General features: G+C 67.5%; 11 protein-coding genes. 8 read left to right on the forward strand and 3 right to left on the reverse strand.

Annotated elements, in window-relative coordinates; all coding sequences use genetic code 11:
* Positions 1 to 44 precede the first annotated feature (44 nt).
* Complete coding sequence (gene ggpS, locus ACE026_RS20120; RefSeq protein WP_486040618.1) at positions 45 to 2,291, reverse strand: glucosylglycerol-phosphate synthase; 2,247 nt, start codon at positions 2,289 to 2,291, stop codon at positions 45 to 47.
* Between the two features lie 62 nt (positions 2,292 to 2,353).
* Entirely contained in the window at positions 2,354 to 3,622 is a 1,269-nt protein-coding gene (locus ACE026_RS20125; RefSeq protein WP_486040597.1) for an MFS transporter, read from the reverse strand.
* 162 nt (positions 3,623 to 3,784) lie between these two features.
* On the opposite strand from ACE026_RS20125, the gene ACE026_RS20130 reads away from it, so the two are divergent.
* Entirely contained in the window at positions 3,785 to 4,420 is a 636-nt protein-coding gene (locus ACE026_RS20130) for a hypothetical protein (protein ID WP_486040599.1), read from the forward strand.
* Between the two features lie 49 nt (positions 4,421 to 4,469).
* Here ACE026_RS20130 and ACE026_RS20135 read toward each other — a convergent pair whose 3' ends face one another.
* A complete protein-coding gene (locus tag ACE026_RS20135) occupies positions 4,470 to 5,165 on the reverse strand; it encodes a DUF3011 domain-containing protein (protein WP_486040620.1) in 696 nt (231 codons plus the stop codon).
* A gap of 435 nt (positions 5,166 to 5,600) precedes the next feature.
* Here ACE026_RS20135 and aspS point away from each other — a divergent pair, with 435 nt between their 5' ends.
* From aspS to ACE026_RS20170, 7 genes are all read left to right on the forward strand, one after another.
* Positions 5,601 to 7,358, forward strand: a complete 1,758-nt coding sequence (gene aspS, locus ACE026_RS20140; protein WP_486040601.1) for an aspartate--tRNA ligase — start codon at positions 5,601 to 5,603, stop codon at positions 7,356 to 7,358.
* Positions 7,359 to 7,486: 128 nt separating this feature from the next.
* The gene (locus ACE026_RS20145) at positions 7,487 to 8,020 is read left to right on the forward strand and encodes a GNAT family N-acetyltransferase (RefSeq protein WP_486040603.1); all 534 of its coding nucleotides are present in this window, start codon (positions 7,487 to 7,489) and stop codon (positions 8,018 to 8,020) included.
* A 109-nt stretch (positions 8,021 to 8,129) separates the two neighbouring features.
* Positions 8,130 to 8,762 carry an esterase/lipase family protein gene (locus ACE026_RS20150; protein ID WP_259259404.1) on the forward strand — a complete coding sequence of 211 codons (633 nt, stop codon included), beginning with the start codon at positions 8,130 to 8,132 and terminating at the stop codon, positions 8,760 to 8,762.
* Between the two features lie 83 nt (positions 8,763 to 8,845).
* Entirely contained in the window at positions 8,846 to 9,577 is a 732-nt protein-coding gene (locus ACE026_RS20155) for a YebC/PmpR family DNA-binding transcriptional regulator (protein ID WP_486040605.1), read from the forward strand.
* 129 nt (positions 9,578 to 9,706) lie between these two features.
* Positions 9,707 to 10,228, forward strand: coding sequence for a crossover junction endodeoxyribonuclease RuvC (gene ruvC, locus ACE026_RS20160; protein ID WP_088433900.1), 522 nt, complete (start codon positions 9,707 to 9,709; stop codon positions 10,226 to 10,228).
* Positions 10,229 to 10,238: 10 nt separating this feature from the next.
* Entirely contained in the window at positions 10,239 to 10,829 is a 591-nt protein-coding gene (ruvA, locus tag ACE026_RS20165) for a Holliday junction branch migration protein RuvA (RefSeq protein WP_486040607.1), read from the forward strand.
* 127 nt (positions 10,830 to 10,956) lie between these two features.
* The gene (locus ACE026_RS20170) at positions 10,957 to 12,807 is read left to right on the forward strand and encodes a potassium transporter Kup (RefSeq protein ID WP_486040622.1); all 1,851 of its coding nucleotides are present in this window, start codon (positions 10,957 to 10,959) and stop codon (positions 12,805 to 12,807) included.
* Positions 12,808 to 12,844: the final 37 nt, after the last annotated feature.

The following is a 12,844-nucleotide window of genomic DNA, read 5'->3' on the forward strand; positions in this document are numbered from 1 at the left end:
GCTCCGCCTGGAGCCGGCCAGCGGCCGCCACTACCTGTACAACGTCAGCCTTCGGCGTGGCTGTTGCGCACCGCTTCCAGGAAATCCCGGCCCCAGCGATCCACGTCGTAGTACTCCACGCTGCCGAACAGCTGGCGCATGCGCCCGGTGGCTTCATCGTCGGGCATCGACAACGCCTGCAGCAGGCCGGCGGTGAGGTCGGCCGGGTCATGCGGATTGGTCAGCACCGCGCCCTTCAGCTCGGCCGCCGCACCGGCAAACTCACTCAGCACCAGCACGCCGTTGCTGCCCTCGATGCCCTGCGTGGCCACGAACTCCTTGGACACCAGGTTCAAGCCATCGCGCAGCGGGGTGATCCACATCACCTGCGCGGCAGCGTAGTGCGCCACCACCTCTTCGAACGGCAATGCCTGGGCGAAGAAGCGCACCGGGGTCCAGTCCAGCCGCGAGAAGCGCCCGTTGATCCGCCCCACCGCCTGTTCGATCTGGTTCTGCAGCGTGCGGTAGATGGTCATCTCGCGCGCGGCCGGTACGCAGATCATCAGCAGGGTGACTTTGCCCTGGCGATCCGGATGCTGCTCCAGCAACCGCTCGAACGCCTCCAGCTTGGCCAGCGTGCCCTTGGTGTAATCCAGGCGCTCCACTGACAGCACCAGCTTGCGCGCGCCGATCTCGCGGCGCAGCTTGAAGATGTCATTGCGCACGTCGCTGCGTGCGAGCACGTTGTGGATGCGGCGAAGATCGGTGCCGACCGGGTGCGCACCGAGGGCGACTTCGCGGTCGCCCACGCGCAGGCGCGTGGTCATCGTGTCCAGACCCACTGCGCACCCGTAGGTGAGGAAGCGCGGGGCGCAGCTTTCCCACGCCAGACGCTCGGCTGGCATCGCGCCGCGCACGACGTCCACGAAGTTCTCTACCTGGCGGGGAATGTGGAAGCCGATGTAGTCGCAGCTGAGCAGGCTGCCGATGATCTCGCGGCGCCAGGGCACCACATTGAATACATCCGCCGACGGGAAGTAGGTGTGGTGGAAGAAGGCGATCTTCAGGTCCGGGCGCAGCTCGCGCAGCGTGGCCGGCACCATCCACAGGTTGTAGTCGTGGATCCACACGGTCGCGCCATGCGCGGCTTCGGCGGCGGTGGCTTCGGCGAACTTGCGGTTGACCTTGAGGAAGACCTGCCAGTCTTCTTCGCGGAATTTCGCGCGTTCCCAGAACACATGCAGCATCGGCCAGAACGCTTCCTTGGAGAAGCGCTTGTAGAAGATGTCCACTTCCTGTTTGCTCAGCGGCACGCGCGCGGCGGTCAGGGTGGGGTAGCGCTCGGCATCCACGGCCAGGTGCGTCTGGAACGGGCCGCGCTTGGGTTCATCGATTCCCCAGGCGACCCACGAGCCCTTCTGGCCGCCTTCGAAGAAGCTCAGCAGCGAGGGGATGATGCCGTTGGGCGAGCGCGGCGGGCGTTGCACCAGCACGCCGTCTTCCATTACTTCATCGAAGGGCAGGCGGTGATAGACCATCACCAGGTCGGCGCCATCGGCGCGCGCCTGCGGCGGTGGGCGCAGGAAGGGATCGTCATCGGCGAGCAGGCCGAAATGTTCGATCGCTTCGAGGATGCCGCCGCAACCCGGCGCCTGTGCATGGAAGGTGTGCTTCAGGTCGGCCGTCGCGGCAGTCAGCGCCGGCTCCGAATCGCCCACGCACACTCCGCGGAAACCGGAGGTGTACATCGACAGGTCATTGAGGGTGTCGCCGGCCACCAGGATGCGATCACGCGGCAGCTCCAGCAGGCGCGCAAGCGCGGCCAGGGTGCGGCCCTTGTCGGTATCCGGCGGCAGGATGTCCAGATAGCGGTCGGCCGAGTACAGCACATCGCAGCCCAGCGCCTGTGCGGCGGCCTGGATCTGCGAGCGCAGTGGCGCCAGCGTGTCGGGATCGCAGAAATACGAGCAGCGGCGTTCCTGCGGCACATCCTGGCGCTGCAGCGCGGTGAACGGACGCATCGCGGCGGCGACGACCTGCTCGCCCGGCCAGTGCGCGTCGATCATCGATTGCAGGGGCTGCAGCGGCTGCAGGGTGTGGCCGTCGACGACGGTGGCGCCGACATCACAGACCACGTAATCCGGGCGCGGAATGGCCGGATCGGAGAGCAGGGGCATCACCGCTTCCAGGCCGCGGCCGGTGATGAAGATCAGGCGGATTCCCGGGTGCTGGTCGACCAGCCGGTAGAGCCGATGACGCGCGGCGGGATCGCCGGCGAGGAAGGTGCCATCCAGATCGGTGGCGAGAATCAATTGCGGGGCCGACGGCGCCGGCGGTGTACGGGTTGGAGTGAGGGAGGTCGGTGTCGAAACAGTCAATGCACTTCCTTATCGGAGTCAGAGGGGAGGGGGATATCGGGATCCGGCGGCGCGGTGTCGGTCTCGGGCATCAGTTCCAGCGCCGAGGGGGTGGTGCGCAGCATCAGCCGGAAGCCGACCGGATGCGTGCGCAGCCGCTGGAAGCTGAGCAGGCGCGCGGTGGTGAACAAGGCCAGCAGCATCAACACCACCGCGAAGTACAGCGGCAGTGCAGGCGCGCCGAACTGCTGCATGGCCGCGCCCGCCAACGCGGGGCCGAGCGCGGCGCCCACGCCATGGACGAGCAGCAGGCTGGAGCAGCCCGAGAGCAGATCTTCGCGCGGCAGGTAATCGAGCATGTGCGCGACCGCGAAGGGATACAGCGCGAAGGCCAGCCCGCCATAGAAGAAAAACAGGCCGAACAGCAGATGGGTCTGCAGCTGGATCATCGGCAGCGAGGCCACCACGGCGATACCCGCCGCGGCCAGGCTCAGGGCGACCAGTCCGCTGCGGCGGTCATGGCCGTCGCTGATGTGACCCAATGGCCATTGCAGCAACGCGCCACCGGCGATGGCGGTCAGCATGAACAGGGCGACGCCATTGCCGTCCAGGCCGACCTCGCCGGCGTAGACCGGCAGCAGGCCCCAGAACGCGCCCATCGCCAGGCCGGAGAGGCCGGCGGCAACCGTCGCCACCGGTGCCATCGCATACAGCCGCGCCAGTTTCAGGCGCGGCACCGAGGGAATCTCCGGCGGGCGCAGGCGCGTAGCGGTGACCGGCAATACTGCCGCGCAGACCAGGATCGCGGTAAGCATGAACATCGAGGTCGCGCCGGCGTCGCCAAGCATCAGCAGCACCTGGCCGAGCGCCAGTGCGGAAAGGTTGACCACCATGTAGAGCGAGAAAGCGCGGCTGCGCAGGCGCGGGTCGGGCTCGGCGTTGAGCCAGCTCTCGATCACCGTGTAAAGGCCCACCAGCGCGATGCCGGTGAGGATGCGCAGCACGCCCCAACCCACGGGATTGATCCACAGAGGGTGCAGCAGCACCGCGATGGCGGCGAGGGCGGCAAAGAAGGCAAACGCACGGATATGGCCGATGCGGCCGATCAGCGAGGGGGCGAAGAAGGTGCCGATGAAAAAACCGGCGAAATAGCCGGACATCACCAACCCCAATGTGCCGGCACCGAAGCCGGCTTCACCACCGCGCACCGCCAGCAATGTGCCGAGCAGGCCGCTGCCGGTGAGCAGCAGCGCCACACCGGCGAGCAGGGCGGTCAACCGCAACATGCGTGCGCCCTTCGTGGGGAAGAAGGCGAACAAGTCACGTGATTGACCATACCACAGCGGGTATGAAGCCCCTGTTGCAGCGCAGGCGATGCGCGCGCGCGCGTGACAGATGGCGCGGGCGTCCAGTTTGCGCTGGTCGTTCGCGCCCGTTAGGGTGGGGGCATGAATGTAGTCAAACTCCTTCCTTTCGCCGCTGCGCTGGCGATCACCGCGTGCAGCGGTTCGAACGACACCGTCGGCCATGATGTCTCGATGGCGCCATCCGATGCGTTCATGTCTGCTGTGGCCGCGCACTGCGGCAAAGCGTTCGAAGGCCGCATCGCGGCCAACGCGCCCAAGACCGATGCGCCCGATCCTTTCGAGGGCAAACGGCTGGTGATGCATGTGCGTGGTTGCGAGGACCCGGCGCATGAGCTGCGGATTCCCTTCCATGTCGGTGATGACCATTCACGGACCTGGGTGCTCACCCGTACCGAGCATGGGCTGCGGCTCAAGCACGATCATCGCCACGAAGACGGCAGTCCGGATGCGGTCACGATGTACGGTGGCGACAGCAAGCCGCCAGGCACCGCGCAACGCCAGTCGTTCCCGGTGGATTCGGACTCGGTGGCGATGTTCCGCAAGGCCGACATGCTCGCCTCGGTGCAGAACACCTGGGCAATGGAAGTGGAGCCGGACCAGCGCTTCGTCTACGAATTGACCCGCCCTGGCGGGCGCCACTTCCAGGTGGTGTTCGATCTGAGCAAGCCGGTGGCACTGCCACCGGCGCCGTGGGGCAGCGAGACGCCCGCGCCGTAACGCTCACCGGTGCCGACCAGCGGTCGGCACCTACCGCTGGCAGTAACGCTCAGCGCGCCCCGAAGCGGGCGCGGCAGCCGCCGCTCACCCACAGGCTGCCATTGCTGTAGCCCCAGCTGCGGCCTTCCACGCAGGCCGTGCCCGACAACTGCTGCACCAGCGCCGGGCGACCCTGACGGGCATCCCAGGCACAGGTCTGCTGGCGCTTGTCGTTGCTGCTGCAGGTCACGCTGTAATTGCTGTTGCCGCCACCGCCGCCCCAGTTGCCGCCGCTGTTGCCACGCGCTTCGGCGAACTCGCCGCGGCAGCCGCGATTGACCCAGATCGCTCCATTGCGCACGCCCCAGGTCTGGCCCTGGACACACGCCGTACCGGAGATCTGGCGGACCAGGGTTGCGTTGCGCCAGCCGGTGTTGCAGGTGCGCTCGCGATTGTCCTGGCTCTCGCAGCGGATCGTCGCGCCGGTGCCGCCACCGCCACCGCCACCCCAGTTGCCGCCATTGCCACGGCCCTCGACGAATTCGGCCCGGCAGCCGCCGCTGACCCAGACCGTCCCGTTGCGCGAGCCCCAGTTGCGGCCCTCGGTACAGGTCGTCCCGGAGATCTGGCGGGACAGCCGGGCACTGCGCCAGCCCGTGTTGCAGACCCGCTCGCGGTTGTCCTGGCTTTCGCAGCGGACCGTGCCGTTGTTGCCGGGGCCGTTGCCGCCGCCATTCCAGCCACCCCCGTTGCCGTTGCCGCGCAGCGACGTGGCGATGTCCTGCTTGATGCGGGAGAAGTTCCAGCCCGAGTTGACCTGGGCCAGGTAGAAGCGCAGCTGGTCGTCCGGGATCCGGCGGCCATTGGACTGGTCGGCATATTCCTGGGTGATGACCCGGCTGCGGTCGGAGGAGGACAGCTGCGACAGATTTTCCGGGGCATAGGCCCGGGTACTCATCTGGGCGTGCAGGGCCGGGGCCATACAGGCCAGGGCAAGGGTGAGGCAGACGGTGCTCAGACGGCGTTGCATGGCGACATCCCCGTGCGGTCGTTGGTGCGCGGACTATAGGAATGGCCCCGGTTCAGAGCGTGTGATGCCGGGCCGCAGCGCCCGGATTTGCCCCGCCGGGCTGGCGGCCGCAGAATAACGGGCTTTCCGGCGCAGCTTGGCGCCGGCACTCTCCTGCGGAGCTTTACCCCCATGCGTACCCACTTCTGTGGCCTGGTCGACGAGACCCTGATTGGCCAAACCGTAACCCTCGCCGGCTGGACCGACGTTGCCCGCAACCAGGGCGGCGTGGTCTTCATCGATCTGCGTGATCATGAAGGCATCGTGCAGGTGACGGTGGAAGTCGACAACGCCGCTGTATTCGCCGTGGCCGCCAGCCTGGGCTACGAAGACGTGCTGCAGGTGGAAGGCGTGGTGCGTGCGCGCCATGCGGCCAACGACAAGCTGCGCACCGGCAACGTGGAAGTGATCGCCACGGCCATCACCATCCTCAACAAGGCCGAGCCGCTGCCGTTCCACGCGCACGAGAACCCGGGCGAAGAAACCCGCCTGAAGTACCGTTACCTGGATTTGCGCCGCCCGGAAATGCAGCGCATGCAGCGCACCCGCATCAAGCTGGTGCAGGCCCTGCGCCGCCACCTGGACGCCACCGGCTTCCAGGACATCGAAACCCCGATCCTGACCAAGGCCACCCCGGAAGGCGCCCGCGATTTCCTGGTGCCGGCGCGCATGCACCCGGGCGAGTTCTACGCCCTGCCGCAGAGCCCGCAGCTGTTCAAGCAGATCCTGATGGTGGCCGGCTTCGACCGTTACTACCAGATCGCGCGCTGCTTCCGCGATGAAGCCCTGCGTGCCGACCGCCAGCTGGAATTCACCCAGCTGGACATGGAGTTCGCCTTCGTGCGCGAGCGCGACGTGCAGGACTTCGTGGAAACCATGATCCGCGCCATCTTCAAGGAAGTGGTGGACGTGGAGCTGGCCGCCAGCTTCCCGCGCATGACCTGGGCCGAAGCGATGCGTCGCTTTGGTTCGGACAAGCCGGACCTGCGCATCGCGCTGGAGCTGGTGGACGTGGCCGAGCTGGTCAAGACCAGTGAGTTCCCGGTGTTCACCGCCGCCGCCAACGATGCCGACGGCCGTGTGGCCGCGCTGCGCATCCCGGGTGGTGCCAGCCTGTCGCGCAAGCAGATCGACGACTACGCCGCGCATGCCGCCAAGTACGGCGCCAAGGGCCTGGCCTACATCAAGATCAGCGAGAGCGGCGAAGTCAGCTCGCCGATCGCCAAGTTCTTCAGCGAAGAGGCCTTCGCCGCGCTGGTCGCCCAGGTGGGCGCCGGTAACGGCGACATCGTGTTCTTCGGCGCCGGTGGCTACAACAAGGTCTCCGACTTCATGGGTGCGCTGCGCCTGAAGGCTGGCAAGGACTTCAACCTGGTCGCCGCCGGCTGGGCGCCGCTGTGGGTCACCGATTTCCCGATGTTCGAGTACGACGACGAAGCCCAGCGCTACGTCGCCCTGCATCACCCCTTCACCGCACCGGCAGTGGATGACATCGCCGATCTGCGCGCCAACGCCAAGACTGCCGTATCGCGCGGCTATGACATGGTGCTCAACGGCAACGAGATCGGCGGCGGTTCGATCCGTATCCACCGCTCGGATATGCAGAGCGCGGTGTTCGACCTGCTGGGCATCGGGGCCGAAGAGGCCGAGGGCAAGTTCGGCTTCCTGCTCGACGCGCTGCGTTTCGGCGCGCCGCCGCACGGTGGCATCGCTTTCGGTATCGACCGTATCGCCGCACTGATGGCCGGTACCGAGTCGATCCGCGATGTGATCCCGTTCCCGAAGACCACCGGCGCGCAGTGCCTGATGACCGGCGCCCCGTCGCCGATCCCGGACGAGCAGCTGGCCGAAGTGCACGTCCAGGTCCGTCCGCGCGCGGTCAAGGAATAAGCCGGCAAGCGCCGGCCATGGGCCGGCGTAGGGTGCGGCAGGTACCGGCCGGAGGTCGGTGCCGGGCCGCGCCATCGCCCCAGCGTTCAGGTAAATTGGCGGCTCCCGCCGATGCCGATGCTCCCGCCGTGACCCCAGGCCGTTACACCATCCGCCGCGCCACCCCGGACGATGCCCAGACCCTGTCGGTGCTGGCCGCGCGTACCTTCGTGGAAACCTTCGGCCCTCTGTACCCGCCCGAGGACCTGCAGGCCTTCCTCGACGAGGCCTACCCGGCGCAGCGCCAGCGCATCATCCTCGAACACCCCGATTACGCGGTCTGGCTGCTGGAGCTGGACGGTGTTGCCGTGGGCCACGCCGCTGCCGGCCCCTGTGGGCTGCCGCATGCCGAGGTGCAGCCCGGCGATGGCGAGCTCAAGCGCCTGTACCTGATCAAGGACCAGCAGAGCTGTGGCTGGGGCAGCCGACTGTTCGAAACCGCGCTGGCCTGGCTGGAACGCGAGGGCCCGCGCACGGTGTGGCTGGGGGTGTGGTCGGAAAACTTCGGTGCACAGCGCTTCTATGCCCGCTACGGCTTCAGCAAGGTCGGCACCTATGAGTTCCCGGTCGGCAAGGTGCGCGACCTGGAGTTCATCCTGCGCCGCCCCACAACAGCCGCCTGAGCCGGATCCTGAAGGGCCGCGACGGCTTCACCTGCCGTTGTCCGGTCCATTCGTCTAATGACGCTGTTTCCTTCTGCAGGCGCCCCGCCCAACGGGCTAGGCTGACACCATGAATCCCCCTGTTTTACTGCTGCATGGCATCTGGAATGCGCGCGCGTGGGTCGGCCCGCTGGCTTGGCGTCTGCGTGCCCGTGGCTTCGCCGTCGATACCTTCGGGTACTCCAGTGTGTTCGGGGGCCCGGAGGTGGCGGTGCCGCAACTGCTGGAGCGGCTCAAGGACAGCGGCCCGGTCTCGCTGGTTGGCCACAGCCTGGGCGGGCTGGTCGCGCTGGAGGCGCTGCGGCGCGCGCCGGAGCTGCCGGTTTCGCGGGTGGTCTGCCTCGGCTCGCCGTTGCGTGGCAGTGTGACCGCGCGCTCGCTGAGCGATCACGGCTGGTCGCTGGCGCTGGGGCGCAGCTCGGAACTGCTGCTGGATGGCCTGCCGGCCTGGGAGGGCAGGGCGCAGGTCGGCCTGATCGCCGGCTCCGTCCCGCACGGGCTGGGCAGCCTGCTGGGCGCCTGTGGCGATGCCTCCGATGGCACCGTGGCGCTGGATGAGACGCAGTTGCCCGGTCTGGCCGACCACTGCGTGATCCCGGCCAGCCACAGCGGGCTGGTGTTCTCGCCGGATGCCGCGCGCCAGACCGCCGCCTTCCTGCGCGATGGCCGGTTCCGCCGGGACGACGCGGCCCACGCCGCCTGATCGGGCCCGGCACTGACACGGGCAGGCCGACGGATCAGGTAGAATTCGCGCCCTGTTCCTGACAGAAACACGAGAGTCACCCCATGGGTAGAGGCCCCTCCATCGAGAACCGCAAAAACGCGTCTGACGCGAAGCGCGGCAAGATTTTCACCAAGATCATCCGCGAGATCGGCGTTGCCGCGCGCGGCGGTGGAGGCGCCCCCAACAACAACCCGCGCCTGCGGGTGGCCATGGACAAGGGCCTGTCCTCGAACATGTCCAAGGACGTGATCGAGCGCGCCATCAAGAAGGCGACCGGTGAGCTGGAAGGCGTCGAGTACGAAGAGATCCGCTACGAGGGCTATGCCCCCGGTGGTGTGGCCGTGATCGTGGACTGCCTGACCGACAACCGCGTGCGCACCGTGGCCGATGTCCGCCATGCGTTCAGCAAGTGCGGCGGCAACATGGGCACGGAAGGCTCGGTGTCGTTCATGTTCAAGCGCCTGGGCGTGCTGCACTTCGCCGCCGGTGCGGACGAAGAAGCCGTGACCGAGGCGGCGATCGAGGCCGGCGCGGACGACATCGTGGTCTACCCGGAAGACGGGGCGATCGATGTGGTCACCGCGGCCGACAGCTACCACGCTGTCAAGGATGCGATGGAGGCCGCCGGGTTCACCCCGGACCATGCTGAAATCACCTACCGCGCCGACAACGACATCAAGGTCGAAGGCGACACCGCCTTGCAGGTCAAGAAGCTGCTGGACATGCTCGAAGACCTGGACGACGTGCAGGACGTGTTCTCCAACGCCGAGCTCGGCGCGGACGCCTACGCCTGAGCGGGCGCTTCACCGGTCGCTTTGCGCGACCGGTGAGCGGACAATGCGGACCATGATGACTCCAGCCGTTCCCTGTTATCCCCGCCGCATGTGTCCCTTCCGGGCCACGGGCGGCCGTGTGCGTGCCGCATGACCCGCATTCTCGGCATCGACCCCGGTTCGCAGCGCACCGGGGTGGGCATCATTGATGTGGACGCCACCGGTAAGGTGATGCACGTGCATCACCTGCCGCTGGTGCTGCTGGGCGCGGATGACTTCCCGCAGCGCATGAAGCTGCTGGTGGTGGGCCTGACCGCCCTGGTCGAGGAATACCGCCCCGACGAAGTGGCCATCGAAAAGGTGTTCATGGCGCGCAACCCGGATTCGGCCTTGAAGCTGGGCCAGGCACGCGGCGCCGCCATCTCGGCCGTGGTGATGCGCGACCTGCCGGTCAGCGAGTACGCCGCCACCGAGATCAAGCTGGCCGTGGTCGGCCGCGGTGGCGCGGAAAAACAACAGGTCCAACACATGGTCGGGCTCATGCTCAACCTGAAAACCAAGCTGCAGGCCGACGCTGCCGATGCGTTGGCCGTGGCGATCACCCACGCCCATGTCCGGGCGACGGCGCTGCGCCTGGGCGTCAATGCGCGCCAGGCCTGGAGCCGGAAATGAGGAACACTGCATGATTGGTCGTCTGCGCGGGATCGTGGCCTACAAGGCGCCGCCATGGCTGATGGTGGACGTCAATGGCGTCGGCTATGAGCTGGAGGCGCCGATGAGCACCTTCTACGATCTGCCCGAGCTGGGCCGCGAGGTCACCCTGTTCACCCATTACGCGCAGAAGGAAGACAGCGTCTCGCTGTACGGCTTCCTGCGCGAGGGCGAGCGCCGCCTGTTCCGCGATGTGCAGAAGGTCAGCGGGATCGGCGCCAAGATCGCGCTGGCCGTGCTCTCCGGGGTCAGCGTGGACGAGTTCGCGCGCATGCTGCAGGCCGGTGACATCACCGCGCTGACCCGGATTCCGGGCATCGGCAAGAAGACCGCCGAGCGCATGGTGCTGGAACTGCGTGACCGCGCAGCCAATTTCGGTGGTGGCGGCGCGCCGATCGCTGGTGCGGCACCGGCCACCGATCCGGTCTCCGAGGCGACCGTGGCCCTGCAGCAACTGGGCTACAAGCCGACCGAGGCCGCGCGCCTGGCGCGCGATGCCAATGCCGAGGGTGACGATGTCGCCACGGTGATCCGCAAGGCCCTGCAGGCCGCGCTGCGCTGAGCCGCGCGCCTGCCTTCCCTAGCTAACGACACCACCGACCGCGTCCGCCCGGAGCCTCATGTCCACCACTTCCCCCCAGCACAGCGACGGCCAGGCCCCGCACGGCCACGCGCCCGCGGCCGGCGGCATGGCGCTGATGATCGGCGCCATCGGCGTGGTGTTCGGCGACATCGGCACCAGCCCGCTGTACACGCTGAAAGAAGCGTTCTCCCCGCACTACGGTCTCAACAGCGACCATGACACCGTGCTGGGCGTGCTGTCGCTGGCGTTCTGGGCGCTGAACATCGTGGTGACGCTCAAGTACGTCACCATCATCATGCGCGCCGACAACGACGGCGAGGGCGGCATCATGGCGCTGATGGCGTTGACCCAGCGCACGCTGCGCAACGGGTCGCGCTCGGCCTATGTGGTCGGCATCCTCGGCATTTTCGGCGCCTCCCTGTTCTTCGGCGATGGCGTGATCACCCCGGCGATCTCCGTGCTGGGCGCGGTCGAGGGCCTGGAGGTCGCGGCCCCCGGGCTGCATGCGTTCATCGTGCCGATCACGGTAGTGGTGCTGCTGGCCGTATTCGCGGTACAGCGCTTCGGCACGGCCAAGATCGGCAAGCTGTTCGGCCCGATCACCTCGATCTGGTTCATTTCGCTGGCCGCCATCGGCATCTGGAACATCGTCGATGCGCCGGAAGTACTCAAGGCCTTCAACCCGATGTGGGCGCTGCGCTTCTTCATGGAGCACGGCTGGCACGGCATCTTCATCCTCGGCGCGGTGGTGCTGGCGGTCACCGGCGGCGAAGCGCTGTATGCCGACATGGGCCACTTCGGGGCCAGGCCGATCCGCCACGCCTGGTACTTCTTCGTGCTGCCGTGCCTGGTGCTGAACTACCTGGGGCAGGGCGCGCTGGTGCTCAACAATCCCGAGGCGGTCAAGAACCCGTTCTTCGAGGCCGTGCCGGACTGGGCGCTGTACCCGATGATCATCCTGGCCACCATGGCGGCGGTGATCGCCTCGCAGTCGGTGATCACCGGTGCGTTCTCGGTCTCGCGCCAGGCCATGCAGCTGGGCTACATCCCGCGCATGCGCATCACCCACACTTCGCACGACACCATCGGCCAGATCTACATCCCGGGCATCAACTGGGGCATCGCGGTGATGGTGATCGGGCTGGTGCTGGCCTTCCGCAGCTCCTCCAACCTGGCCGTGGCCTACGGCATCTCGGTGTCGGCCACCATGCTGATCGATACCCTGCTGCTGGCGCTGGTCGCCCGCGCGCTGTGGCCCAAGGCCCGCAACTGGATCATCCCGCTGTGCGTGGTCTTCTTCGTGATCGATCTGGGCTTCGTGATCGCCAACGGCGCCAAGCTGCTGCAGGGTGCGTGGTTCCCGGTGGTGCTGGGCATCGTGCTGTTCACCATGATGCGCACCTGGCGGCGTGGCCGCGAGCTGCTGCGCGATGAGATCCGCAAGGATGGCATCCGGATCGACACCTTCCTGCCGGGCCTGATGCTGGCCCCGCCGGTACGGGTGCCGGGCACCGCCGTGTTCCTGACCGCCGCCCCCTCGGTGGCGCCGCATGCGCTGATGCACAACCTCAAGCACAACAAAGTGCTGCACGAGCGCAACGTGTTCCTGCACGTGGTGACGCTGCCGGTGCCGTACGCGCCCTCGGGCCAGCGCCTGAAGATCGAATCGGTGGGCGATGAGTTCTACCGGATCTACGTGCGCTTCGGCTTCATGGAGACCCCGGACGTGCCGCTGGCGCTGATGCGCTCGTGCGACCACGGCGGGATCTACTTCGACCCGATGGACACCACGTTCTTCGCCAGCCGCGAGACCATCGTGGCCACCGCCAACCGCGGCATGCCGATCTGGCGCGACAAGCTGTTCGCGCTGATGCACCGGAACGCCGCGCCGGCGACCGGGTTCTTCCGGATTCCGGGTAATCGGCTGGTCGAACTCGGGGCGCAGGTGGAGATCTGACCGGACGGCCGCCCAACGGTCGGCCGCAACCCCCCCG

Source organism: Stenotrophomonas sp. AGC87, assembly GCF_057333975.1.